Source organism: Streptomyces sp. NPDC046465 (assembly GCF_040646035.1).
GTDB lineage: Bacteria > Actinomycetota > Actinomycetes > Streptomycetales > Streptomycetaceae > Streptomyces.
Genome location: NZ_JBEYZK010000002.1, coordinates 82,947 through 107,598 on the forward strand (window position 1 = coordinate 82,947; position 24,652 = coordinate 107,598).

24 protein-coding genes and 2 pseudogenes are annotated in these 24,652 nt (G+C 71.2%); 14 read left to right on the forward strand and 12 right to left on the reverse strand.

The window, feature by feature from the left end; genetic code table 11:
* Positions 1 to 47: 47 nt before the first annotated feature.
* Positions 48 to 1,277: a threonine ammonia-lyase gene (ilvA, locus tag ABZ953_RS03295; RefSeq protein ID WP_361715919.1), complete on the reverse strand. Its 1,230-nt coding sequence runs from the start codon at positions 1,275 to 1,277 to the stop codon at positions 48 to 50.
* A gap of 157 nt (positions 1,278 to 1,434) precedes the next feature.
* Here ilvA and ABZ953_RS03300 point away from each other — a divergent pair, with 157 nt between their 5' ends.
* From ABZ953_RS03300 to ABZ953_RS03310, 3 genes and pseudogenes are all read left to right on the forward strand, one after another.
* Positions 1,435 to 1,953, forward strand: coding sequence for a MarR family transcriptional regulator (locus tag ABZ953_RS03300; protein ID WP_361715922.1), 519 nt, complete (start codon positions 1,435 to 1,437; stop codon positions 1,951 to 1,953).
* 64 nt (positions 1,954 to 2,017) lie between these two features.
* A pseudogene (locus tag ABZ953_RS03305) lies at positions 2,018 to 2,467 on the forward strand (sigma factor-like helix-turn-helix DNA-binding protein); the annotation flags it as partial.
* A gap of 61 nt (positions 2,468 to 2,528) precedes the next feature.
* Positions 2,529 to 2,783: a hypothetical protein gene (locus tag ABZ953_RS03310; RefSeq protein ID WP_361715925.1), complete on the forward strand. Its 255-nt coding sequence runs from the start codon at positions 2,529 to 2,531 to the stop codon at positions 2,781 to 2,783.
* A 3-nt stretch (positions 2,784 to 2,786) separates the two neighbouring features.
* Here ABZ953_RS03310 and ABZ953_RS03315 read toward each other — a convergent pair whose 3' ends face one another.
* The gene (locus ABZ953_RS03315; protein WP_361715928.1) at positions 2,787 to 3,941 is read right to left on the reverse strand and encodes a cystathionine gamma-synthase; all 1,155 of its coding nucleotides are present in this window, start codon (positions 3,939 to 3,941) and stop codon (positions 2,787 to 2,789) included.
* A 101-nt stretch (positions 3,942 to 4,042) separates the two neighbouring features.
* Here ABZ953_RS03315 and ABZ953_RS03320 point away from each other — a divergent pair, with 101 nt between their 5' ends.
* From ABZ953_RS03320 to ABZ953_RS03340, 5 genes are all read left to right on the forward strand, one after another.
* A complete protein-coding gene (locus ABZ953_RS03320) occupies positions 4,043 to 5,161 on the forward strand; it encodes a hypothetical protein (protein WP_361715931.1) in 1,119 nt (372 codons plus the stop codon).
* A gap of 98 nt (positions 5,162 to 5,259) precedes the next feature.
* Positions 5,260 to 5,958, forward strand: coding sequence for a peptide-methionine (S)-S-oxide reductase MsrA (gene msrA, locus ABZ953_RS03325; protein WP_361715934.1), 699 nt, complete (start codon positions 5,260 to 5,262; stop codon positions 5,956 to 5,958).
* 23 nt (positions 5,959 to 5,981) lie between these two features.
* On the forward strand, positions 5,982 to 7,193 hold the full coding sequence (locus ABZ953_RS03330; protein ID WP_361715937.1) for an HNH endonuclease: 1,212 nt from the start codon (positions 5,982 to 5,984) through the stop codon (positions 7,191 to 7,193).
* A 144-nt stretch (positions 7,194 to 7,337) separates the two neighbouring features.
* Entirely contained in the window at positions 7,338 to 7,997 is a 660-nt protein-coding gene (locus ABZ953_RS03335) for an ATP-dependent Clp protease proteolytic subunit (protein WP_361715940.1), read from the forward strand.
* A 22-nt stretch (positions 7,998 to 8,019) separates the two neighbouring features.
* Positions 8,020 to 8,628 (forward strand): ATP-dependent Clp protease proteolytic subunit, encoded by a 609-nt coding sequence (locus ABZ953_RS03340; protein ID WP_361715943.1) that lies wholly within the window; start codon positions 8,020 to 8,022, stop codon positions 8,626 to 8,628.
* Positions 8,629 to 8,630: 2 nt separating this feature from the next.
* Here the strand turns inward: ABZ953_RS03340 and ABZ953_RS03345 are convergent, their stop codons facing one another.
* Entirely contained in the window at positions 8,631 to 8,984 is a 354-nt protein-coding gene (locus ABZ953_RS03345) for a helix-turn-helix transcriptional regulator (protein WP_361717017.1), read from the reverse strand.
* A 226-nt stretch (positions 8,985 to 9,210) separates the two neighbouring features.
* Positions 9,211 to 10,227 (reverse strand): helix-turn-helix domain-containing protein, encoded by a 1,017-nt coding sequence (locus tag ABZ953_RS03350; RefSeq protein WP_361715946.1) that lies wholly within the window; start codon positions 10,225 to 10,227, stop codon positions 9,211 to 9,213.
* 138 nt (positions 10,228 to 10,365) lie between these two features.
* On the opposite strand from ABZ953_RS03350, the gene ABZ953_RS03355 reads away from it, so the two are divergent.
* Both ABZ953_RS03355 and ABZ953_RS03360 read left to right on the forward strand, forming a co-directional pair.
* On the forward strand, positions 10,366 to 11,418 hold the full coding sequence (locus ABZ953_RS03355) for an NAD(P)-dependent alcohol dehydrogenase (RefSeq protein ID WP_361715949.1): 1,053 nt from the start codon (positions 10,366 to 10,368) through the stop codon (positions 11,416 to 11,418).
* Between the two features lie 180 nt (positions 11,419 to 11,598).
* Positions 11,599 to 11,985, forward strand: a complete 387-nt coding sequence (locus ABZ953_RS03360; protein WP_361715952.1) for a VOC family protein — start codon at positions 11,599 to 11,601, stop codon at positions 11,983 to 11,985.
* Here ABZ953_RS03360 and ABZ953_RS03365 read toward each other — a convergent pair.
* The 5 genes from ABZ953_RS03365 to ABZ953_RS03385 form a co-directional block, all read right to left on the reverse strand.
* Complete coding sequence (locus ABZ953_RS03365) at positions 11,967 to 12,773, reverse strand: alpha/beta fold hydrolase (RefSeq protein WP_361715954.1); 807 nt, start codon at positions 12,771 to 12,773, stop codon at positions 11,967 to 11,969. The genes ABZ953_RS03360 and ABZ953_RS03365 overlap by 19 nt on opposite strands.
* A 6-nt stretch (positions 12,774 to 12,779) precedes the next feature.
* Positions 12,780 to 13,238, reverse strand: coding sequence for an ASCH domain-containing protein (locus ABZ953_RS03370; protein WP_361715957.1), 459 nt, complete (start codon positions 13,236 to 13,238; stop codon positions 12,780 to 12,782).
* 135 nt (positions 13,239 to 13,373) lie between these two features.
* Positions 13,374 to 16,724 (reverse strand): S8 family serine peptidase, encoded by a 3,351-nt coding sequence (locus tag ABZ953_RS03375; protein ID WP_361715960.1) that lies wholly within the window; start codon positions 16,722 to 16,724, stop codon positions 13,374 to 13,376.
* Positions 16,725 to 16,933: 209 nt separating this feature from the next.
* Positions 16,934 to 18,199, reverse strand: a complete 1,266-nt coding sequence (locus tag ABZ953_RS03380) for an Ig-like domain-containing protein (RefSeq protein ID WP_361715963.1) — start codon at positions 18,197 to 18,199, stop codon at positions 16,934 to 16,936.
* A 230-nt stretch (positions 18,200 to 18,429) separates the two neighbouring features.
* Positions 18,430 to 18,762, reverse strand: coding sequence for a hypothetical protein (locus tag ABZ953_RS03385; protein ID WP_361715966.1), 333 nt, complete (start codon positions 18,760 to 18,762; stop codon positions 18,430 to 18,432).
* A gap of 110 nt (positions 18,763 to 18,872) precedes the next feature.
* On the opposite strand from ABZ953_RS03385, the gene ABZ953_RS03390 reads away from it, so the two are divergent.
* On the forward strand, positions 18,873 to 19,175 hold the full coding sequence (locus ABZ953_RS03390; RefSeq protein ID WP_361715969.1) for an LPXTG cell wall anchor domain-containing protein: 303 nt from the start codon (positions 18,873 to 18,875) through the stop codon (positions 19,173 to 19,175).
* Positions 19,176 to 19,184: 9 nt separating this feature from the next.
* On the opposite strand, the gene ABZ953_RS03395 is transcribed toward ABZ953_RS03390, so the two are convergent.
* Positions 19,185 to 19,568 (reverse strand): ATP-binding protein, encoded by a 384-nt coding sequence (locus tag ABZ953_RS03395; RefSeq protein WP_361715972.1) that lies wholly within the window; start codon positions 19,566 to 19,568, stop codon positions 19,185 to 19,187.
* A 102-nt stretch (positions 19,569 to 19,670) separates the two neighbouring features.
* On the opposite strand from ABZ953_RS03395, the pseudogene ABZ953_RS03400 reads away from it, so the two are divergent.
* From ABZ953_RS03400 to ABZ953_RS03410, 3 genes and pseudogenes are all read left to right on the forward strand, one after another.
* Positions 19,671 to 19,754 (forward strand): annotated as a pseudogene (locus ABZ953_RS03400) (transcriptional regulator); the annotation flags it as partial.
* A gap of 16 nt (positions 19,755 to 19,770) precedes the next feature.
* Positions 19,771 to 19,902, forward strand: coding sequence for a hypothetical protein (locus ABZ953_RS03405; protein WP_361715975.1), 132 nt, complete (start codon positions 19,771 to 19,773; stop codon positions 19,900 to 19,902).
* A gap of 1,056 nt (positions 19,903 to 20,958) precedes the next feature.
* A complete protein-coding gene (locus tag ABZ953_RS03410; RefSeq protein ID WP_361715978.1) occupies positions 20,959 to 21,735 on the forward strand; it encodes a PepSY domain-containing protein in 777 nt (258 codons plus the stop codon).
* 111 nt (positions 21,736 to 21,846) lie between these two features.
* Here the strand turns inward: ABZ953_RS03410 and hutH are convergent, their stop codons facing one another.
* Positions 21,847 to 23,394 carry a histidine ammonia-lyase gene (gene hutH / locus ABZ953_RS03415; RefSeq protein WP_361717020.1) on the reverse strand — a complete coding sequence of 516 codons (1,548 nt, stop codon included), beginning with the start codon at positions 23,392 to 23,394 and terminating at the stop codon, positions 21,847 to 21,849.
* A gap of 75 nt (positions 23,395 to 23,469) precedes the next feature.
* Entirely contained in the window at positions 23,470 to 24,624 is a 1,155-nt protein-coding gene (locus ABZ953_RS03420; RefSeq protein WP_361715981.1) for a GGDEF domain-containing protein, read from the reverse strand.
* Positions 24,625 to 24,652 lie beyond the last annotated feature (28 nt).

Below are 24,652 nucleotides of genomic sequence, written 5' to 3' on the forward strand. Positions count from 1 at the left end.
CCCCCTCCAGCCCCGGCCGATGTGCCCCCTACAGCCTCCCAACAGCCTCAGCCGATGACCGTGTAGCCCGCCGCCCGCAGCTCCGCGCCCACCTCGGTGCAGTGCGCGGGCCCCTTCGTCTCCAGGTGCAGCTCGACCTCCGCCTCCGTCAGGCCGAGGCGCGGGTCGGTGCGTACGTGGCTCACGTCGAGGACGTTGGCGTCCACCTCCGACAGGACCCCGAGAAGCGTGGCCAGCGCACCCGGGCGGTCGGTCAGGCGCAGCCGCAGCGAGAGGTAGCGGCCCGCCGCCGCCATGCCGTGCCGCAGGATCCGCTGCATCAGGAGCGGGTCCACGTTGCCGCCGGACAGCAGCGCCACCACCGGCCCCTCAAAGGCCTTCGGGTCGCTCAGGAGGGCCGCCACCGGGCTGGCCCCGGCCGGTTCCACGACCATCTTGGCCCGCTCCAGACAGAGCAGCAGGGCGCTGGACAGCTCGTCCTCCGAGACCGTCACGACATCGTCGACGAACTCCTCGAACAGCTGGAACGGCACGTCGCCGGGGCGCCCGACCTTGATGCCGTCGGCCATCGTCGCGGGGTTCTCGATCGAGACCGGGCGCCCGGCGGCCAGCGAGGGCGGATAGGCCGCGGCGCCCGCCGCCTGCACGCCGACCACCCGCACGTCCGGGCGCAGCGCCTTCACCGCGACCGCGATGCCCGCCGCGAGACCGCCGCCCCCGACGCCGACGAGGAGGGTGCGCACCTCCGGGCACTGCTCCAGGATCTCCAGGCCGACCGTGCCCTGCCCCGCGATGATGTCCGGGTGGTCGAAGGGGTGGATGAAGACGGCGCCGGTCTCGTACGCGTACTCCTGCGCGGCGGCAAGCGTCTCGTCGACCACCTGGCCGTGCAGCCGCACCTGAGCCCCGTACTCCCGGGTCGCCGCGACCTTGGGCAGCGGCGCCCCGGCCGGCATGAAGACCGTGGAGCGCACGCCGAGGAGCGAGGAGGCGAGGGCCACGCCCTGCGCGTGGTTGCCCGCGCTGGCGGCGACGACACCGGCGGCGCGCTCCTCGGGGAGCAGGCCCGCGATCCGCACGTACGCGCCGCGGAGCTTGAAGGAGCCGGTCCGCTGGAGGTTCTCGCACTTGAGGTGCACCGGAGCCCCGACCAGCTGCGACAGGTGCCTGCTGCCCTCCATCGCGGTCGTCCGGGCCACTCCGGAGAGCATCTTCTGCGCGCCGCGCACGTCGTCGAGGGTCACCGTCGGCAAGGAGTGAGGCGTGCGGTAGCTCATGTCGGCAAGTCTTGCAGCCGGCGCCCGGATCCTCCTGGGACGACCAAGGGACGAGACCGTTCTCCCCGTAGGTTTGCGCAGCGCAGGTACGGGGCGCCCCGCAGCCGCGTACCCTGTCCCCCAACCCATCGCCCTCGCATGAAGTGAGCCCCCGGCCATGCCCACAACTCCGGACATGACGACCGCCAGCGACCCCGGCCTCCTGGACAGCCTCCAGCACCAGGTGGCCGTCTTCGCACGCCGCGCGGAGCAGACGCGCCTCGGCGGCGTAGGCCAGGTCCGCAACTCCATGGACCGCGCCGCGTACCTGCTGCTCAACCGGCTCGACAAGGAAGGCCCGATGGGCGTCAAGGCGCTTGCCGCGAGCATGGGCATCGACTCCTCGACGGTCACCCGGCAGGTCGCTCCGCTGGTCGACACCGGACTCGTCAAGCGCACCTCGCACCCCGAGGACGGCCGCGCCGTCGTCCTGCAGCTCTCGCCGCGCGGCCAGGCCAGACTCGACGAGGTGCGCTCCTCGCGCCGCGAACTCATGGCCGAGCTGACCCAGGAATGGGCTCCGGAGGAGCGCGAGAGCTTCTGTGCGCTCCTCACACGCTTCAATTCCGCCCTCTCGGCACGGCAGACGTCCCAGACGGCCCCCGCGGGAGAAGTTCCGGCCACTCCGGAGTCTTGACCCCGGCCCCGCATCTGGCCTCATATGAGACCGGGACCCCCCTTCCTTCCGGCCGGGAGGCGTGGTGCGAGAACGGCAGGCGCTCCAGAGCGCCCGCCGTGCCCGGGAGTTCGAGGCGTTCGTCGCGGGCGCGGCAGGGCGGCTCCTGCATGCCTCGACGCTGCTCACCGCCGAGCTCCCGGACGACAACCCACGCGCGCGGGGCCTGCTGACCGCGGCCCTCGCGCACACGTACGCGACGTGGGACCGGCTGCGCGGCGAGGACCCCTACGACCGCACCCGCCAGCAGCTCGCCGTCCGCTTCGGGCGCGCGGCCTGGCGCCGCCACCGCGGCCACGGCGGGGTCCTGGCCGGGCTCAGCCCCCAGGAGCGGCTGATTCTCGTCCTGCGGGTGTACGAGGGCGTGGCCGAGGAGCAGACGGCGGCGCTCCTCGGTCTTCCGGCGGAGCGGGTCGCGCTGATCTGTGCCCGCGCCACGGCGACAGCCCTGCACCCGCCGCGCGGGCCCGCGCCGGCCGCGGCGCTGAGCGGGGCGGTGCCTCACGGGACGGTGCCCCACGGGACGGTGTGCCCTCATGAGCCAGTACGAGCGCAAGGAGCAGGCCGTCCGGCGCCTTCTGGAGGGCACGGCGCCCGCTGTGCCGCCCGAACTCCTCGATGACGCGGTGCGGCGCGGCAGCCGTCTGCTGCGGCGCCGTACGGCGGTGCGGAGGCTGTTCTGGACGCTGCTGTTCGCCGCCGCGGTGGTGTTCGTCGTGTGGGCGTCGCTCACCCGGCCGTGGGTGGAGCCGCCCTCGGACACGACTCCACCCCTGACCCGCTGGGGATAGGGCTTAACCCAGCGCCTGCTGCAGGTCGGCGACGAGGTCATCGGCCGACTCGATGCCCACGGAGAGGCGTACGAGGTCTGCGGGGACCTCGAGGGCCGAGCCCGCGACCGAGGCGTGCGTCATGCGGCCCGGGTGCTCGATCAGGGACTCGACGCCGCCAAGGGACTCGCCGAGGGTGAACAGCCCGGCGCGGTTGCAGACCTCGACGGCCGCCTCCTCGCCGCCCTCGACCCGGAAGGACACCATGCCGCCGAACGCCCTCATCTGCTTGGCGGCGATCTCGTGGCCGGGGTGCTCCGCGAGGCCCGGGTAGAGGACGTGCGTCACGCGCGCGTGCCGGGTCAGCATCTCGGTGATCTTGGCGGCGTTCTCGCTGTGCCGGTCCATGCGCACCGCGAGGGTCTTGATGCCGCGAAGGACCAGCCAGGCGTCGAAGGGGCCCGCGACGGCGCCCATCGCGTTCTGGTGGAACGCCAACTCCTCGCCCAGTTCGGCGTCGTCGACGACGAGCGCGCCGCCGACGACGTCCGAGTGGCCGCCCATGTACTTCGTCATGGAGTGCACGACGACGTCCGCGCCGAGCGCGAGCGGCTGCTGGAGGTAGGGGCTCGCGAAGGTGTTGTCGACGACGAGGCGCACACCGGCCTCGCGGGCGATCTGCGCGACCGCGGCGATGTCGGTGATGCCGAGCAGCGGGTTGGAGGGGGTCTCCACCCAGATCGCCTTCGTACGGTCGGTCAGCGCGGCCCGCACGGCCTCCGGGTCGGAGGTGTCGGCCACCGACCACTCCACGCCCCAGCGCGAGACGACCTTGGCGAAGAGGCGGAAGGTGCCGCCGTACGCGTCGTTGGGGATGACGACGTGGTCGCCGGGGCTGAGCAGCGTACGGAGCAGGCAGTCCTCGGCGGCCAGTCCGGACGCGAAGGCGAGTCCGCGGCGGCCGCCCTCCAGTGCGGCCAGGTTCTCTTCCAGGGCGGTCCGTGTCGGGTTGGCGCTGCGGCTGTACTCGTAACCGCCGCGCAGGCCGCCGACGCCGTCCTGCTTGTAGGTCGAGACCTGGTAAATGGGCGGGACGACGGCGCCGGTGAGGGGGTCGGCGGTGTTGCCCGCGTGGATCGCCACGGTCTCGAAGTTCTGGGTGCTGTGCGAGTCGCTCATGCGGCCTGAGCGTAGTCCGCGCGCGGCCCCTTACGGGGGGTCGGTCCGGGTACGTCCGGGCAGGTTGGCCAATTGTCCGACGCTTCTGGTTCGCTTGTGTCATGGAGATTCTCTGGTTCCTGTTCGCGGTGATCATGATCGGTGCGGTTCTCGGGCCCGTACTGCTGCGCAGGCGCGGCGGAATCCGGCAGGTGGCCCCGGGCTCGCCGGACGCCGCGGACCCGGAGAACTACGGCTTCCTGCGCCAGGAAGAGCTGGACATCCGCATGCCGGGTCCGGACACCGACCTCATGGAGGTCCTCGACCTCGTGCAGCGCACGCAGGGGTGGCAGGCGGCCTCGCAGCTGCTCGCGGGCACGGAGACGCACGGCGAGCGGCGGTGGCAGCGCGTGCAGGCCTTCGCGGGCGCGGCCTCCCTCGAACTGCAGCAGCGGCCTGGCGGCGTCGGCGACAGCCCCGGCGGGCAGTGGCTGCGGGTCTGGCGGGCGGAGGCGCCCAAGGACGCGGGCGGTGCGGCGGTGCACGCGGAGTTCCTCGTTCAGCAGGCGTGGCGCACGGCGGTGCAGGGGACGGATGAGTTCCGGATCATTCTGGAGGAGGCCAGGGAGGCGTGCGGGCAGGCGGCGCTGCTCTCCCCCGGCGACCCCGTTCCGTACGTCATCGAGCTCTCCATCGCGCGCGGACTCGCGTACTCGCGCGAGGAGTTCGAGCAGCTGTGGCTGAAGATCCTGGACCGCGCGCCCGCGCACATGGGCGCGCATCTGGCGGCGCTGCACTACTGGTGCGAGAAGTGGCACGGTTCGCGTGACCTCGCGTACAGCTTCGCGGAGGCGGCCGCGGCCCGCGCGCCCCGGGGTTCGCTGCTCGCCGCGCTCCCCCTCTTCGCGGTCTACGAGCACCTTCCCGAGGTCACCCTCGTCCGTGGTTTCTACGAGAGCGAGGTCGTCACCAAGGCCGTCGAGGGCGCCCTCTTCGCGGTGCACGCCGCCCGCCCGGACGACCCGATGCTGGCGCACGTCCGCCACCTCCTGGTGTTCTTCCTGGTCCGCAGCGAGCGCTGGGGCGAGGCCATGGGCCAGCTGGTGCACGTGGACGGCCACGTCGGCGCCCTGCCCTGGACCCTGACCGGGGACCCGGCCGAGGGGTACGCGGTGTACCGCGCGCTCGCCGTCGCCGGTTACGAGGCGAACGGCGGCAGCCCGGCGACGCTCCCGCACTGACCGGAATGCGCACTGACCGGAGTGCGCACTGGCCGGAATGCGGCGACGGCCGCCCACGTTGACGTCGTAGACCCCTGTCACGCACGAGGAGAGACCCCATGATCTTCGGCCGCACGCCCGAGCTCCCCACCCCCGAGCAGGCCCTGAAGGGCCGGGCGACCCCGGAATTCGAGGTCCCCTCCCGCCACACGGTCCTCGGCAATCCGCTGCTCGGCCCCTACCCCGCGGGCCTGGAGGTCGCCGACTTCGCCCTCGGCTGCTTCTGGGGCGCCGAGCGCAAGTTCTGGCAGACCGAGGGCGTATGGACGACGTACGTCGGCTACCAGGGCGGTTCCACGGAAAACCCCTCCTACGAAGAGGTGTGCTCCGGCCTGACGGGCCACACGGAGGCGGTCCGCGTCGTCTTCGACCCGGCCAAGGTCTCGTACGCCTCGCTCCTGAAGCTGTTCTGGGAGTCCCACAACCCCACGCAGGGCTTCCGCCAGGGCAACGACGTCGGCACGCAGTACCGCTCGGCGATCTACACCCACTCCCCCGCCCAGGCGGAGGCGGCGACCGCCTCCCTCGATGCCTACCAGCAGGTCCTGACGACCGCGCGCTACGGCACGATCACGACGACGGTCCTCCCCGCCGACACCCGCCCCCTGTGGCCTGCCGAGCCGTACCACCAGCAGTACTTGGACAAGAACCCCGACGGCTACTGCGGAATCGGCGGCACGGGCGCGGTCCTTGACGCCCCGTCGGAGACGAACTGGGGGCGGGCCTGCCCTACGGGGATCGCGCCTGCCGGTGACTGAGGGGCCGCGTCTATCGTTGCCGCATGGCCCTGGGCGACGGCGGGATCGGTAGAGCGGAAGTCCTGCGTGCGGTCGGGGAGTTCGACCGGATCGGGCGGGACGCCTTCCTGCGGAAGTACGGCTTCCAGCCTGCCCGTACGTATCTGCTGGTGATCAACGGGCGGTACTACGACTCGAAGGCCGTCGTCGGTGCCGCCCACGGCTTCCTGCCGGGCCGCGGTCCGTTGCTGGCCCGGGAGTTCTCCGGCGGGCGCGATCACGCGGCGAAGCTGCTCGGCGCTCTGGGGTTCCAAGTGGTGTCCCGCGAAGCGGTCACCGACCCCTCGCCCCGGCACCTCGTCGAGCAGATCGCCCGGCTTCGCGTCGCCCACGCGGAGGACGGCCCCCGCCTCTACCAGCCGATCGCTCTCCTGTGGGCGATCGGACGCGCGCTCCGCGGTGAGCCGCGCACCCTGCCCTGGAGCAGGACGAACGCGGCCCTGAGCTCGCTTCTGGAGACGTACGGGGTGCGCGGCGAGCGTCCCCGGCCCGACTACCCGGTCCTCGCGCTTTACCACGCGGGGCTGTGGTCCCTCCACGACTACGAGGGGACCGTCCCGCTCGCCCACGGCGATGCCGTGCCCCGCCGCTGGTTCGCCGCGCAGCAGCCCGTCGGAGGCCTGGCCCTGCCGGTTCACGACGCCGTGCACGGCTCCGGGCAGGCCCGCGTCGAGGTGATACAGGCGATCGTGGACCGGTTCTTCGAGGGGCTCGACGAGGTTCCGCTGCTCCGGGCGGTCGGGCTGTTCGCGGAGTCCGTGGCCGAGGACCTGGATCCCGTCACCCCGGACCCCGTCGCCCTCGCCGCGCAGTACGACAGGCTGTGCACCCTTGTGGAGCGGCGGGAGGAGTCCCGGCACGGTCGGCGGCGCGAGCGGCTGACCAGGGATCCCCTCCGCTCTGGAACGGCCCGGCGTGCGGTACTCCTGCGCAGCGGGGGGCGCTGCGAGAACCCCGCCTGCAGCGGGCAGCCGGTCGACGTGACCGATGCGGGCGGCCCGATACTCGAGGTCGACCACATCGTGGAGATCGCGGGGAAGGGCCGCGACCACCCGAGCCAGATGATCGCCCTCTGTCCGAACTGTCACGCCGTCAAAACCCGCGGCAGGACGCGGAACGAGCTCCGCGCGGCCTTCCTCGAAGTGGTGCGCGAGCGCCACGCGCGGGCGGGCGGAGCGGGGCCGGGCGCCTCCTGAGCCAGCCGTCACCGCCCGGCGAAAGACCTCCTCTGCCCTCAGCGAATCTGCCGCAAGCCGAGATCTCTGACAGCGGTGGTTGTGTGGGCAACAGTGAAGTCATGGCGCGGCGTTGGGGCCGCGGGACTTCATGGAGGCGGCGTGATGGCAGGGAACGACAGTGGGTGGGACACGGTGGCGCGGCCGCGTGGGGAGGACGGGGAGACCGTTCCTTCGCGGTTCGACGATCATCTGGCCACGCAGTTGCTGAACCAGCGGATCGTGTTCCTCGGGACACAGGTCGACGAGGTATCCGCCAACCGCGTCTGCGCGCAGATGCTGTTGCTGTCGGCGGAGGACCCGAAGACCGACATCAGTCTGTACATCAACAGCCCCGGCGGCTCCGTCACCGCCGGGCTCGCCATCTACGACACGATGCGGCTCATCCCGAACGACGTCGCGACCCTCGCCATGGGATTCGCCGCCAGCATGGGGCAGTTCCTGCTGAGCGTGGGGACGCGCGGCAAGCGGTTCGCGCTGCCGAACGCGCGAATCATGATGCATCAGCCGTCCGCGGGCATCGGCGGCACCACCGCCGACATCGCCATCCAGGCGGAGAACCTGGAGTTCACCAAGCGGGCCATCGAGCGGATCACCGCCGAGCACACCGGCCAGAGCGAGGAGACCGTCTCGCGGGACGGCGACCGGGACCGGTGGTTCACCGCCGAGCAGGCCAAGGAGTACGGGATGGTCGACCACGTCGTCCAGTCCCTGGAGGACGTGCGGCCCGCGGGGTCGAAGCGGCGCATCGGTCTGGGAATCTGAGAGTACGAGGGGACTGAACAGAATGAGCCAGTACACGATTCCGACCGTCGTCGAGCGCACTCCGCAGGGCGAGCGGGCGTACGACATCTACAGCCGGCTGCTCTCCGAGCGCATCATCTTCCTCGGTACGGAGATCGACGACGGCGTCGCCAACGTCGTCATCGCGCAACTGCTCCACCTGGAGTCGTCCGCCCCGGACCGCGAGGTCGCCATCTACATCAACTCGCCGGGCGGTTCCTTCACTTCACTCATGGCGATCTACGACACCATGAGCTTCATCTCCGCGCCGATCTCCACCTTCTGCGTCGGGCAGGCCGCCTCCACGGCCGCCGTGCTGCTCGCGGGCGGCGACCCGGGACGGCGGTTCGTGCTCGACCACGCGCGCGTCCTCCTCGGGCAGCCCGCGAGCCGCGGGCAGCAGGGGACCGTGTCCGATCTGAGCCTGCAGGCCAAGGAGATGCTGCGGATCCGGTCGCAGGTCGAGGAGGTCCTGGCCCAGCACACGCACCACGACGTGGCCACCCTGCGCGCGGACATGGACCGCGACAAGGTCTTCACCGCGCAGGAGGCCGTCGCGTACGGGCTCGCCGACCAGGTGCTCGGCCGTCGGGCGCTGCCCCTCGCCGCCTGAGGTCAGGCCGCCAGCCGGACCTCGGCCTGGTACGACGCCCTGGCCGGCCTCGCGCGGGGAAGGCCGGCCAGCCGCGTCTGGGCCAGGGACAGCAGGTCGGGCAGGCCGAGACCGAGGGCACGGGCAGCGGCCGCGAGGACCTCCGACGAGGCCTCCTTACGGCCGCGCTCCAGCTCGGAGAGGTAGGGCATGGAGATCCGGGCGGCGTCCGCCACGTCCTTGAGCGTGCGTTCCTGGGCCAGGCGCTCGCGGCGCAGGACGTCGCCGACGATGTCCCGCCAGAGGGGTTCCTTGGCTGGTTTGTCTGCCTTGCCCACCTTGTCCGCACCGGCCGTCCTGCCGCCCGGCGCGCGCATCTCGCCCGGCGCACGCATCTCGCCCGGCGGGCGCAAGGGGATCACGCGGGCTTCCGGCTTCCGCGACGGCTGCTGCTTCGGCGACTTCTGCGGCGCTTGCGCCTCATGGCTGCTCACTCCCACAGCCTAGGAGGCGCGGCGCCACCGGGTCAGTACGAAGCGTTCCGCCGCCCGCGAAATCCCGTACGCCCGGATCGGCGGCGAAGCGATCGGCGCCGGATCGGCCTCACTTCGATGCCGAGCCCACCGACGACGCGTCCCGCCCCCAACTGGCCAGCAGCCGCAGCCCCTGCGCCGACGCCGATTCCGGCTCCGCGTGGTACATGATCAGCGACTGATCGCAGTCGTCCGGCAGCTTCAGCGTCTCGAACGACAGCGTCAGCTCGCCCACCAGGGGATGCCGCAGACGCTTGCTGCCGTGCCCCTTCTCCCGGACGTCATGCGTGGCCCACAGGCCGCGGAACTCCTCGCTCTTCACGGAGAGTTCGCCGACCAGGGAGGACAGCTCGGGGTCGTTGGGATAGCAGCCCGCGTCCATGCGGAGGAAGCTGACGATGTCCGACGCCTTCTTGTCCCACTCCACGAAGAGGTCGCGCGAGCGCGGGTCGAGGAAGCAGATCCGCGCCCAGTTGCGTTCCTTCGGGTCCAGCTCGCCCCAGTCGCCGAAGAGCGCGGCGGCCAGCGCGTTCCAGCCGAGGATGTCCGAGCGGCGGCCGACCACGTACGCGGGCACGCCGTCGATGGAGTCCAGGAGCCGCTGCAGCGCGGGCCGCATGTGCTGCTGCCGCGCGGCGCGCTTCTTCTTGTGGGCCTTCGGCTTCGCGAGGTGGCTGAGGTGGGCGCGCTCGGCGTCCGTCAGGCGCAGGGCGTGCGCGATGGCGTCGAGGACCTCGCCGGAGACGTTGCGGCCGTTGCCCTGCTCAAGGCGGGTGTAGTACGCCACGGAGACCCCGGCCAGCTGCGCCAGCTCCTCGCGGCGCAGACCGGGCACCCTGCGGTGCCGGCCGAAGTTCGGCAGCCCGACGTCCTGCGGCTGCAGCCGTGCCCTGCGCGTACGCAGGAACTCGCTCAGCTCGGCCCGGCCGTCCAGGGGCTTGCCCTCCGGCCCGGCGGGCAGCGCGGGGCCGTGCGGACTGCCGGGCGCCTGGGGACTGCCGGGCACCTGAGGACTTCCGGGCACCCGCGTACGGCCTGTCGCCTGCGGACGGCCGGTCGTCGCCTCTGCCTCGGGGATCTCGTCCATACGTTCCAGTATCCAGGGTCGCGGGGCGTTATCCAGGGTCGTACGCCGCTGAGCCTGACCCCGCCAGTGGTAGGCACAGTGGTCGTAGGCAGAATGGGTGTCTGGGCGATTGACCAGGTCAGTGGCAGCCTCGATGACATGACTGAGCAGATCACCACCGTTTCCGCCTACGCCGCTCCCGCCCCCGGGGCGCCCCTGGAGCGGACCACCGTGCCGCGCCGCGCCCTCGGCGAGTCCGACGTCCTGATCGACATCAAGTACGCCGGTATCTGCCACTCGGACATCCACCAGGCCCGTGACGGCTGGGGCGAGGGCATCTACCCGATGGTGCCCGGCCACGAGATCGCCGGAGTCGTCACCGAGGTCGGCCCCGGTGTCACCAAGTTCACCGTGGGTGACCGCGTCGGCGTCGGCTGCATGGTCGACTCCTGCCGCGAGTGCGAGAACTGCAAGGCCGGTCTGGAGCAGTACTGCGTCAAGGGCAACGTCCCGACGTACAACGGCATCGGCAAGGACGGCGAGCCGACCTACGGCGGCTACTCCACGCACGTCGTCGTGGACGAGGCGTTCACCGTCCGCATCCCCGAGGGGATCTCCCTGGACGTGGCCGCGCCGCTGCTCTGCGCCGGCATCACCACGTACTCCCCCCTCCACCGCTGGAACGCGGGCCCCGGCAAGAAGGTCGCCGTGGTGGGCCTCGGCGGTCTCGGCCACATGGCCGTCAAGATCGCGCACGCCATGGGCGCCGAGGTGACCGTGCTCTCGCAGTCCCTGCGCAAGAAGGACGACGGCCTGCGACTCGGCGCCGAGCACTACTACGCGACCAGCGACGAGGCCACCTTCGAGCAGCTCGCGGGCTCCTTCGACATGATCCTGTCGACGGTTTCCGCGCCGCTCCCGCTCGACAAGTACCTGGGCCTGCTGCGCTCGGAGGGCGCCTTCGTGAACGTCGGCGCACCTGAGGAGCCGGTCTCCCTCAACCTCTTCTCGGTGATCGCCGGTGGCAAGACCCTCGCGGGCTCCATGATCGGCGGCATCCAGGAGACGCAGGAGATGCTGGACTTCTGCGCGGAGCACAAGCTCGGCTCGGAGATCGAGCTGATCCGTGCCGACCAGATCAACGAGGCGTACGAGCGGGTGCTCGCCAGCGACGTGCGCTACCGCTTCGTGATCGACACGGCGACGATCTGAGCGACCTGGCTTGAATCCGGTGCGCCATGGGGCCTAGGCCCCATGGCGCACCGTTTCGTCGTCCCCGTGACCGATACGGCGGCCGCCCTCCCGACCTACCGTTGTCCGCATCAGCGACGCACAGCAGGCGACGGACAGCAGGAAACGGACAGCAGGAAACGGACAGCAGGAGGTCACACGATGTCGATCGAGCTGAACCACACCATCGTCGCCGCCGAGGACAAGAAGGCGTCCGCCCAGTTCCTCGCGGACATCCTGGGGCTCGAAGTCGGCCCCCAGTACGGCCCCTTCATCCCGGTGGAGATCCCCAACGGCGTGACCCTCGACTTCTACGACGGCGACCAGGGCCCGTTCGCGCCGCAGCACTACGCCTTCCTGGTCTCCGACGGCGAGTTCGACCAGATCTTCGGGCGCATCAAGAGCCGTGGCCTCACCTACTGGGCCGACCCGTACCACCGGCGCGACGGCGAGATCAACACGAACGACGGCGGCCGCGGCCTCTACTGGGAGGACCCCAACGGCCACAACCTGGAGATCATCACCAAGCCCTACGGCAGCGGGGCCTGAGCCAGGAACTCGAGGACCGGCGGGGTGGCGACGTCCGCGAACTCCTCGAAGTAGGCGTGCCGGGCGCCGGGCACCAGCAGGGTCCTGGCATCCGGGACGCGGGCGGCGATCAGCGGGGCGTTGGCCGTCGGGTTGAACACGTCGTCCGTGCCGTGCACGATGAGCGTCGGAGCCTTGATCCGCGTCAGCGCGTCCCACGCGTCGTGGCGGGCGCTGGCCCGCAGATGGCGGCGGCGCGCGTACGCGGGCATGGTGGCGTCGCCCAGCGTGTGGAACTCCCGCCCGGGGCGGGCGCGTTCCTGTTCGGCCTGCCAGCCCGGCGTGTACATGAACGTGAGCAGGGCGCGGCGCACGGCGTCCGGATCGGCCTGGATCAGGGCCTCCCACACCTCGGGGCCGCGCTCGACGGCATGCGGGCCGCCGGGCGAGGTGCAGCCGAGGACGAGACGGCCGACGCGGTCCGGGTGGTCGGCCGCCAGCCACTGGGCGATGCGGCCGCCCATCGACGTGCCGTAGACGTGGGCGCGGTCGATGCCCGCGTGGTCGAGGACGGCGAGCACGTCACGGGCGAATCCGGGCGTGCTGTACGTGTCGGTGTCGGGCCGGTCGCTCCCGCCCGTGCCGCGGTGGTCGAGGACGAGCGTGGTGAAGTGTGCGGCGAAGTCGGCGCGTACGGGATCCCACCAGTGGTGGTCGTTCGACTGCCCGGCGATCAGCACCAGGGGCTCGCCCGAGCCGTACATCAGGTAGTGGAGGGCGGCGCCGTCGGCCGCCTCGGCGAAGGGCACGAACAGTCACTTCTCCCGCAGGTCGGCCACGAGCCGGAAGCGCTGGAGGACGAGCGAAGTCGCGTCGTCCACGGTGAAGGCGGGGTCGCCGAGCGAGGCGCGCATCTCCGCGCCGTGCCAGAACTCCTCGTGCTGCGCCCGCCATTGGGCGACCGTCGTGTATCCCTCGCCCTCGTCCACGGCGTGGGCGAGGTCCACGTCGGCGAGCGGCGCGACGCGGACCTCGGTCGTCTCGATGATGCCCACGGGCCGGTCGTCGGAGTCGACGACGAGCTCGCGCTCCCCCACGACCGGCAGCGGGTCGCCCTCGTGCTCGTAGTCGGCGACGAGCCCCGTCGTAGAGGTCTTGGACCCGTCGAGCACGGCCGCCACGAGCTGGTCACGCAGCGGGCCGGGGAAGCCGAACTCGGCCTTGGGGAGAGGCTTGGGGAGAGGGTCGGGCGCGTCCGGGGGGCTCTTCGTCATGGGGGCACAGTAGCGAGGGCCCGACGAGCGACGCGGCGCCGGAGGGGGTTCTGGCGGTATATGACCGTCAGTCCCTCCGGCGCCGCGCCGCAGTCAACTCGCTGAACTCACCGTTTGCGCGTCAGGACGGCAGCCTCACTTGCCGTAGTACGCGTTGTAGATCGACAGCGTCGACTTGTTGCCCTTCTTGTCCGCGATCTTGGCGTGGAACGAGACCGCCTTGTCCTTCGCGGGGTTCTTCACGGAGATCTTTCCGTTGCTGACCGTGGCCTTCTTCCAGGTCTGGCCGTAGTCGTAGGAGACGTACACGGCCAGGGACTTGAGGTTGGCGCCGGCCGCCGAGCCGAGGACCTTGACCGGCACGGACTGCTTCTCACCGGCCTTCGCCCTGCTCCACAGATCGACCGCGGGGCTGAACCGCGCCGCGGAGACGGGCAGCCTCGCGTTGTCCGCCTTCTTGGAGCGGAACGAGAAGCTCGCGTCGACGCGCGTGGTGGCCGCGCCGATCCTGACGCTGCGCTTCACGGACGTGGTCAGCCGGTACGCGGCATCGCCCGAGGGCACCTTGAACGGCTTCTCGCCGACCAGCGGGTCGTCGCTCTCGCCGTACTTGGTGCCGTTGCGGTACAGCGTCGTCTTCACCGACGAGTACAGCGAGTACCCGGCGTGCGTCTGGCCGTCCGCGTAGAGCGGGAGGTAGCCCTCGATCTCGTTGCCCCGCCGGAAGACGCCGTACGAACCGCCGATGCGCGGGCCGAAGACGGCCGTGTTGAACGTCTTCTCGTAGGTCTTGCCCGCCTCGAAGGTCTGCGGGGTGCCCAGCGAGTAGCCCGCCTCGGTCGTCGGGAAACCGTCCTCGTCCGGCGCCCCGAACTGCTCGAACTCCAGTCCCCACTTCACCTTGTCCGCGGTGGACACGTGGAGCGTGCGGGTGGTGGGCAGCTTCGTCCCTACGCCGACGGACCAGTTGCCCCCGGTCGCGGGCAGTTCGCCGGACGCGCGCAGCGAACCGGACTTGCCGCGCGTGGAGGCGCCGAGACCGGCCTTGACCGTGGAGAGCTCCGCGGCCTTGTAGTGCTTGGTGTAGCCGGTGGCGACCTGCTTCACCGGGCCGCCCGCGACGGTGTTGTACTCGGTGTTGTCGCCCTTGGTCCAGACGGCCGCCCACTGCTGGCTGACCTTGACGCCGGTCGGGACGGGCCCGACGGCGCCGGTGCGGAAGTTCTGGAACTCGTCGAGCAGCCAGCCGAAGCCGCTGGCGAGCTCCGTCGTCGACACCGTGTACTCGGGCGCGGCGAGCACGCCCTTGAGGCCGGTGGCGGGCACGGTGACGTCGACCGGCTTGGCGGTCCGCGCGTCGACCGTCACCGTGGTGTTCTTGGTGACGTCGAGCTTCGGCTGGGCCAGCCAGTCGATGCCCTTGGAGAGGTCCTCCGAGTCGACCAGGACGTTCGAGTTGAGGATGTAGGCGCCCTTGGGCACCCGCACCTTGACGGTGCCGGACGCGTCGTACGGCGACAGGTCCACGCCGATGGCCGTGCCGGTGATGCCCGTAAGGGAGGCGTCGTAGTTCTTGGTCGGCTGCCCGTCACGGCCGAGGTACTTCAGCGTGACGTCGTACGACTCCACCTCGCGGTCGACCGCGGCCGCGGTGCGCACCGACTGGCCGCCGCCGTCCGCCACGACGTACGCGGAGTACGCGCCGTCGACCGTGCCGCCCAGCTTGGAGTCGGCGGTGAGGTCGACGGAGGCGGTGCCGCCCGCGGGGACGGTGACCTTCTTCGTGCCGAGCGTGAAGAACCCGGCGGGGGCCGGACGGCCCTTCGGGTCGGTGGCGGTCACCGTCAGGTCGAGGGTGACGTCGTCCTTGCCGAGGTTCCGGTACGTCACCTTCTTGGTGACCGGCTTGTCGTCGGTGTGCGGCCACTGCTGCGTGCCGAAGCTCACCGACACCGGGTCGGCGATGACGGTCTGCTTGATGGCCTTGTCGACCGCGATGCGACCCGAACCCTGCTGGAACGCCGTGTACGCGCCGCCCTTGGTGGAGCCGGTGAGGGCGCCCTTGAGCTCGGGCTGCTTCCAGTCGGGGTGCTGCTGCTTGAGCAGGGCGGCGGCGCCCGCGACGTGCGGGGTCGCCATCGACGTACCGGAGATCGTCAGATAGCCCTCGGGGTTCTGGCCGACCTCCTTCTCGATGACGGAGCCGGGCGCGGCGGCGGCCGTGATGTCCACGCCGGGCGCGGTCACGTCGGGCTTGATCGCGCCGTCGCCGACGCGCGGGCCCTGGCTGGAGAAGTCCGCGAGCTTGTCGTTGTCGTCGACCGCGCCGACGGTCAGGGCGGCGTCCGCGCTGCCGGGCGAGCCGACCGAGCCGGGCGTGCCGTCGTTGCCCGCGGCGATCGCGAAGAGGATGCCCTTGTCCTTGGACAACTTGTCGACGGCGGCTTCGAGCGGGTCGGTGCCGGGGGTGTCGCCGCCGCCGAGGCTGAGGTTGACGACGTCGGCGCCCTCGCCGGCCGCCCAGTCCATGGCGGCGATGATGCCGGAGTCGTCGCCGTAGCCGTCGTCGCCGAGGACCTTGCCGTTGAGGAGCTTGGCGCCGGGTGCGACACCCTTGAACTTGCCGCCGGACTTGGCGCCCGTACCGGCCGCGATGGACGCGACGTGGGTGCCGTGGCCGTAGCGGTCCTTGGCGTCGGCCGACTGCGAGAAGTTCCTCTCGGCGACGACCTGGTCCTTGAGGTCCGGGTGGGTGGCGTCGACGCCCGTGTCGAGCACGGCAATCTTGACGCCCTTGCCGTCGTACCCGGCGGCCCAGGCCTTGTCGGCGCCGATCTGCTTGACGCTCTTGTCGAGGCTCGCCTTGCGGACGCCGTCCAGCCAGACGTGGCTGATGCCGGACGCCGCGGTGCGGGCGCCTTCCTTGCCGCTGGTGAGCGCGGACCACAGGTCGGCCGCGTCCTGCTTGGGCGTGCTGACGGCGTCGGCGTTCAGCGACTTCAGGGACCTGCGGACGGCGGTGTCACCGGCGCCCCGGACGCCTGCCTTGGCGCGGGCGGCGGCCCCCTTGTAGCCGACGATGACCTTGAGGCCCTTCTTCTGGGCCGTGCGGTTGGGCTTCTTGTTCAACTCCGTGACGTCGAACAGCCGTCGGTCGATCGTGCCGTCGGCTATCAGGCGCCGCGCGTCGGCGGGTATCAGCAGCGTGTGCCCGCCGTTGCGCCGCACCTGTACGGGTATGTTTTCCCGGCCCTTGGCGCGGTCGAGCCCGATCACGCGGCCGTCGGCGTCGAGGACGGCACGGTCTCCGGTGATCAGCGTGATGTGGGTGGTGCCACTGCTGCCACTGGATGACGTGGCACCCAGGCCCCCCGCCGCGCCGCCCTGTCCCGCGGTGGCCGGGTCCGCGGATGCCGGGCTGGTCATGCCCGCCGCGAGGGCCACGGCCACCGCCGCGGCGATACCGGCCCCGTACGCTCTCTTCACTTGTCTGTGCAAGTCTCCCCCTGGAGGTTAAGGGGCAGCCGCCCCTCGGACATCGAAGTATGCCGAGGGGCGAACACCTGCTCAATAGCGAGACAGGAGTGCAGAGTTGGTGCGACCGAAATTCATTCAGCCCTGGCCGCTTCGGAGGCCGGAATGCACGGAAACGGCCCGCACCCCCTCAGTCAGGAGTACGGGCCGTGGGCCGTGGATCAGGCGGCGGAGCCGGCCTTCCACTGCGCCCAGTCCATGTTCCAGCCGTTCAGGCCGTTGTCCGGCGCGACGACCTTGTCACCGGTGTTGCGGACGTCGACGACGTCACCGGTGATGGAGTTCTCGTAGAACCAGGAGCCCGGGGTGCTCTTGTTGTTCGCGCCCTTGGCGTCCTGCAGGCCGATGCAGCCGTGGCTGGTGTTGGCGCCGCCGAAGATCGAGGGCGAGCCCCAGTAGTTGCCGTGGATGAACGTGCCGGAGTTCGACAGGCGCATGGCGTGCGGTACGTCCTTGATGTCGTACTCGCCCTTGCCGTCGCCGTCCTTGAAGCCGACGGTGGCGCCGTCCATGCGGGTCTCCTTGAACTTCTCGGAGATCACCATCTTGCCGTTGTACGTCTTGTTCTGGGGCGAGCCCGCGGAGATCGGAATGGTCTTCACGACCTTGCCGTCCCGCATGACCTTCATCGTCTTGGTCTTTGCGTCGACGATGGAGACCTGGTTGCGGCCGACCTTGAACTGCACGGTCTTCTGCTGCACGCCGTAGACGCCGTCGGCGCCCTCGACGCCGTCGAGGTTCAGCTTCAGCGTGACCGTGGAGTTGCCCTTCCAGTAGTCCTCGGGGCGGAAGTCCAGGCGGTTGTTGCCGAACCAGTGCCCGACGATCTCCTGCCCGCCGGTGGAGGACACCTTGACCGCGGACTGGACTTCCTTCTTGTTGGTGATCGCCTTGTCGAAGTTGATCGACACGGGCATACCGACGCCGACCGTGGAGCCGTTCTCGGGGGTGAAGTTCCCGATGAAGCTGTTGGCCTTCGAGACGGTCGTGAACGCCGAGTTCTCGTGCGCCTTGCGGCCCTCGGAGTCCTGGGCGGTCGCCGAGATCTTGTATTTGGTGGCGCGCTCGAGCTGGCCGGTGGGCTTCCAGCTCTTCTTGTCCGCGGCTATCTGCCCCTTGACGGCGGTGCCGCCGTCGGCCGGCGTCATCGTCACGTCCGTGAGCGTGCCCTCGCTGACGGTGACCTTGGCCGCGCTGTTGATGCTGGCATTGTCGGAGCCGTTCTTCGGCGCGATCTCGATCTGGGCGGCGGAGGACTTCTTGGCGGCCGCCTCGTCGACCTGGTTCTGCGACTCCTTGCCGCCCGAAGCCTTGTCGCCGTCGTCGCTGCTGCACGCCGAGAGCACGAGCACGCCGCCCACGAGGGCGGACACGGCTGCGACGCCCTTGCGTCCACGCCCGAGCTTGCGACGCCTACTGTCCGTCATCACACGCATCTCCATAGTTGCCGAATCCCCAAGTCAACCCCCGAGAGTCCCCCGCAACCCCGCATAACGTCCTGCCCGGTTCGTCCCGTTCCACTATCGCGAAGAGTGTGGGGAACACCACGTTCGCGGTACTGGACTGCCTGCCGTCGGCCACCGTGCACGGTGAGACGACTGAACCCCGGGCGGCGGTTGCTGCCCGGGGTTCCCGTTTCCGGATTCTTCAATCCGGGCTACAGCTCGTCGTCCTCGCCGTCATCATCCTCGTCCGTCTCCCAATCCGGCGAATCGGGGTCGTAGTCGATCATCTCGCTGCTCCACGAGGCCTGCGTGAGCTCGATGCCCGGGACCTGGCTGACCAGGTCGAAGGGGTCCACGAGGTAGGCAAGCGCCTCGGCGGCATCCTCCTGCACGGCGGCCTCGGCGTGCGCCCGCTCCTCCGAAGGCATCTGCTCGTCCTCGCCGATATGGCCGAGCGCGGCCGCGGTCAGCTTCTCGGCGTCACCGACCTCGACAACCATTTCGACCCTGAGCCGTACAAACCGTGATGTCTCGTCTCCACTCATACGACGGAGCGTACGGCCCGCCGCCCTCGCGACTTTCCCGCGACCCGCACCTTTCATTAGCATCGCCCCACACGGCCAATTCGCCAGCGCCACAAGGGGGATCCGATTCCGTGTCCGCACGTCGATCATTGCTGACCACAGCCGCCGCCGGAGCCCTGCTCGGCGCCCTGTGCTTCGTCCCCTCCGCGAACGCGACGTCCCCCGCGCCGCACGACGCCCCGGCCGACAACCGGCCCGCGACCTCGCCCGCGTCCCACCACGAGACGACGGCCACGGGCCGCCTCGCGGAAACGGGCACCGGCTTCGACACGACCCCGTACGTGATCGGCGGGACGGCGTTCCTGGGCCTCGGGGCGGGTTTCGTGGTCTTCTCGGTCCGCAGGGAACGGGACGGCGGGGACGCGGCGTACTGAGGGCCCCGCCTACCCGTCGGCGGCTGGGCGGCCCGCGTGCCGCCCGACCTCACACCAGAGCGGCTTCCCGCCCCGCCCGAACAGATCGTCCCCCAGCGGGTAGCCGCCCCACGCGTCCGCGTCATGGCATACGAGGAAGAGCCCCCGCCCTCCGTCCGCCGCCCCCGGCACGGGACACGGCCCGGCGACGCCGGTTCCCCGGAAGGGAGGGGGAATGTGCGGGTTGGAGTCCCACACACTCACCCGCAGCCGCTGTCCGCCCTCCAGCGCCCGCAGTGGGCGGCGGGCCACGCGTGGCGCGCGTGCGTCGTGCGGGAGCTGTAGGGCGTAGGCCCAGGGTGTGGCTTCGGCGAGCGGGCCCGCGGGCGCCTGCGGCGGGGATACGGTGACCATGAATGCCTCCTACGGTGACGGGACTTGTCCGCTTCGCGGCTGCGCCGGGCGGTGGCATGCCGCGGCCTCGCGGTGCGCTTCCGGCTTGCTGGCGAGGCCACGATGCCACCCAGCACCAGCGTGACGTTGCGCCAGCAGCGCCTAGGCGCCGAGCTGCGCAAGCTTCGCGAGCGCGCTGGTCTCACCGGAGGGCTCATCCTGCGTGTACATCGCAGCCGCCCCCGACCGAACGCTCCACCTCCGCGAGAGCGACGACCACCCTGCCGCGATCCTCACCACTGGCCCGCGCCAGCTGAACGCCCTGCTGACAGCGATACGTACCTACGGGCGCTGAACAGCACGGCACCTACGGCGGGGCGGTGTCTTCGACGGCTTCCCGGGGCCGCCCGGCTTTTTGCGGAGTGTGGCGCCTCCGGGCCGCCAGTAAAGGGCGCTCCGCTGCGCTCCACGTCGGCTCCGCCGATTCCGCTCCGCTCCACCCTTGACTGCCGTCCCTCCACCGCACGCTAACTTTGACCCGGACGCCCAGGGGTGGGGGCTGCGGACTCCTCTGCTCGGGCCATCACCCTTCACTGCCGGGTGCGGACCGGCCCAACGTGAGCGCGGGCTACGGCCTGAGCGCGGTCCCCGGCCACGCCGCTCGGGCCACCCCCGCCCGCCGCCGGGTGCGGACCGGCCCATCGTGGGTCCCCGTCACGGTCGAGACGCCGCCGGGCACGCGGAATGAATGGCGAGACCGGCCGCTCCCGGACATCTACTTTGGGAAAGTTGCGAAGCAGATCGCCGCGCGCCCCCCTGTCGGAGGGGAGTGCGCCCCCTTCACCCTCAGGTACTCGGGTCACCATCAGGTTTACGGGCCCGTGAAACACGGCCGGGGCAGGGCGCGCGGGACATCGCAGGGGGCGCGCGGCCAATCGGTTCGCAACTTTCCCAAAGTAGATGTCCGGGGGCGGGGCCAGCCTGCTCGTCGGCGCCTCGACCCTCACGTCCAGCCACGATGGGCCGGTCCGCACCCGGCAGCGGGCGGGGATGGCCCGAGCGGCGTAGCCGGGCGGCTGGCCGAGCCCCGAGCGTGGCGCCCACTCACGATGGGCCGGTCCGCACCCGGCGGTGAAAGGGGATGACCCATCCCCACAGTCCCCGTCGGCCCCACCCCTGGGCGTCCGGGTCAAAGTTCACGTGCGGTGGAGGGACGGCAGTCAAGGGTGGAGCGGAGCGGAATCGGCGCAGCCGACGCGTAGCGCAGCGGAGCGCCCTTTACTGGCGGCCCGGAACCGCCACACTCCGCAAAAAGCCGGGCGGCCCCGGTCACCGTCGAAGACACCGGTCGATCGGGTGACCCTGGGCGCCGGGCAACATGGGCGGGCCGGGTGGCGGCTAGGCATGCGGTATGAGATTCGAGCCCCGGCCCATGAAGCCCGGCACCACCCGCGTCCGCCGCATCCGCCTCGTCGGCACCGTCTGCGCCATCGCCGCCTCGGCCGCCCTGGTGACGGGCTGCGGGGACAGCGACAGCGAGACGTCCGCATCGTCGGCGTCCGGCGCGGCGCAGTCCGCCAAGGACGCGCCCACCCCGTCGGAGAGCCCCTCCGGCGGCGCGTCCCTCACGCAGGACCAACAGGAGCGCAAGGCGCTGCTCACCACCACCAAGGTCACCTACGACAAGGCGGCCGCCACGGCGGTGAAGAAGGTCGACGGCGGCATGCTGACCGACCTGGACCTGGACGGCGTGGACGACGACGATGACAGCGACGACGCGAGTGCGAGTGCCAGCGCGAGCGCCAGTGCGAGTGCCAGTCCCAGCGGCAGCTCGGCCGGGCCGCGGTGGAACGCTGACGTCGCCGAGAAGAACGGCACCGTCCACAAGGTGAGCATCGACGCCGTCTCGGGCGAGGTGATCAGCTCCGCCCCGGACAAGGACCAGGACGCCGACGACAAGCGCGAGACGGCCGACTGGCTCTCCCGCAGCAAGCAGACGGCGGAGCAGGCCGCCAAGACGGCCACCGACAAGAAGAAGGGGACCGTCACCTCCGTCAGCCTGGACGACAACGACAGCGGCGGTCTCGTCTGGAACGTCGACGTCGTCACCGACGACTGGAACAAGACCGACTTCGACATCGACGCGGTCAAGGGCAAGGTCACCCGCGAGCACGTCGACCGCGACTGACGTGCCACCAGAGACACGGAAGAGGGTGCCGCCACCATGTGACGGCACCCTCTTCGACGTACGGGCCTTGCGATACGGGCCTTGCGATACGGGCCTGCGATACGGGCTTTGCTAGGCCAGCGCCCCCGTGACCGGCTCCACCGCCGCCACCAGCGCACCCGTCCGTACGAACGTGTCCGCCGCCGCCAGGTCCGGCGCGAGGAAGCGGTCCGGGCCGGGACCCTCGACGCCCGCCTTGCGGATCGCCTCGACGACCGCACGCGTCGCGGGCGCCGGAGTGAGGCCCTCGCGCAGCTCGACCGCGCGCGTGGCGGCGTACAGCTCGATCGCCACGATGCGCGTGAGGTTGTCGACCGCGGTGCGCAGCTTGCGGGCCGCGGACCAGCCCATGGAGACGTGGTCCTCCTGCATGGCGGAGGAGGGGATGGAGTCGGCCGACGCCGGGACGGCGAGCCGCTTCATCTCGCTGACCAGGGCCGCCTGCGTGTACTGGGCGATCATCAGGCCGGAGTCGACGCCCGCGTCGTCCGCGAGGAACGGCGGCAGGCCGTGCGAGCGGTTCTTGTCGAGGAGGCGGTCCGTGCGGCGCTCGGCGATGGAGCCGAGGTCGGCCGCGGCGATCGCGAGGAAGTCAAGGACGTACGCGACGGGGGCGCCGTGGAAGTTGCCGTTGGACTCGACGCGGCCGTCGGGCAGGACGACCGGGTTGTCGACGGCGGCGGCCAGTTCGCGCTCGGCGACCAGACGCGCGTGCGCCATCGTGTCGCGGCCCGCGCCCGCGACCTGCGGAGCACACCGCACCGAGTACGCATCCTGCACCCGCGGCGCGTCGTCCTGGTGGTGCCCGGTGAGGCCGGAACCGTCGAGGACGGCGAGCATGTTGGCGGCGGAGGCGGCCTGGCCCGGGTGCGGGCGGATGGCGTGCAGCTCGGGCGCGAGGACCTTCGCGGTGCCGAGCAGCGCCTCCAGCGTCAGGGCGGCCGTGATGTCGACCGACTTGTAGAGGTTCTCCAGATCGGCGAGGGCCATGATCAGCATGCCGAGCATGCCGTCGGTGCCGTTGAGGAGGGCCAGGCCCTCCTTCTCGCGGAGCTCCACGGGTGTGATGCCGTGCGCGGCGAGCAGTTCACCGGCGGGCTTCAGCTCGCCGTCGGGGCCCTCGGCGTCGCCCTCGCCCATCAGCGTCAGCGCGCAGTGGCTCAGCGGCGCGAGGTCGCCGGAGCAGCCGAGCGAGCCGTACTCGTGGACGACGGGCGTGATACCCGCGTTCAGGACGTCGGCCATCGTCTGTGCGACCTCGGGGCGCACGCCCGTGTGGCCGGAGCAGACCGTCTTCAGGCGCAGGAACATCAGCGCGCGGACGACCTCGCGCTCCACGCGCGGGCCCATGCCGGCCGCGTGCGAGCGCACGATGTTGCGCTGCAGCTGGGCGCGGAGGTCGGGGCCGATGTGGCGGCTGGCCAGGGCCCCGAAGCCGGTCGAGACGCCGTAGACGGGCTCGGGCTTGGCCGCGAGCGCGTCGACGATCTCGCGGGCGGCGGCGAGCGCCGTCAGCGCCTCGGCCGACAGTTCGATCCGTGCGTTCCCGCGCGCGACGGCGATGACGTCCGCCGCGGTCGTCCCGGAGGTCCCAAGGGCCACGGTGCCCACGCTGTGCATATCCATATTCAGCAGCGTACGGACTGAATCGCCGGGTGTCACTGGTGGATTCGGTGCGGGCCTCTTACAGGCCTCTCACGCCGGGCCCCGCCCCCGGAACTTCCGCCGCTCCCCCGCACCGGACGTACCCTCCGGCGCGTCCGCGAGGCGGATCACCGGGTCGTCGTCGCCCTCGCGCCCCGCCACCACCGGCTTCACCGCGCGTGCCGCCTTCGCGCGGTACTGCGCCGCGTCGGCGAGGCGGAAGAGGCGGCGGGCCGAGTGCACGGGGCCGATCGGGTCGCCGGTCGACGCGACGCCGCACGCGACACCGTCGCCGAGCTCCAACTCGGCAGCCCGTACGCAGAGTTCGTCGGCGACCCGCACCACCTCGTCGGCGGTGGGCCCCACACTGAGGAGGCAGAACTCGTCGCCGCCGAGCCGCGCGGCCAGCGTCCCCTTCAGCATCGCGCCGCAGAGCGAGAGGACCGAGCCGAAGCGCTCCAGGAGCCGGTCGCCGACCGCGTGGCCCTGGGTGTCGTTGACCCGCTTGAGCCCGTTCACGTCACAGACGACCAGGCTGACCACGGTCTCATCGGCGAGGTGCCGCTCCACCGCCTCGTCGAGCCCGCGGTCGACCGCGCGGCGGTTGGCGAGTCCCGTCAGCGCGTCCGTGAAGGCCAGTCGGCGGGCCTCCTCAAGGCGCTCGGTCTGCGCGATCCCGGCGGCCACCACCGCCGCGAGGACCGTCGCGAGGTCGGCGTCGGCCCGGTCGAAGACCGGTGCGCCCGGCGGACGCGCCACGTACAGCTCGCCCCACGCGCGCCCGTGCAGCACGATCGGGGCGACCACGCAGCAGCCGCGGCCCCGGCGGCGCAGCGCGGCCACCCGCTGGTGGCAGTAGCCCGCGGCGCGGGCGCCCGCGGGGCCCTCGGCCGTCTCGACCCAGGCGTGCGGCTCGCCGCCGCCCGCCCAATGCTCGTGCAGGAACTCGGTGATCTCGGGAAACTGGTGGACGGGGTACGCCTCGTTCGCCGGGAACTCCTCCTCGCCCCTGGCACGTTGGCCCGCGTTCACCAGGACCCGCAGTCGGGACATGTCGCGCTCCCACACGGACAGCGCGGCGAAGTTGCCGTTCAGCGCGCCGCAGACACCGACGGCGGCGGCCCGCCAGGACTCACGTGGAGTGTGCGCGGCAGCCATTCCCTGCGCCAGTTCCACCACGGCCCGCAGCCGGATATCCTCTCCCATTTCCCCAGATTATGAGGTTTACGGGGTT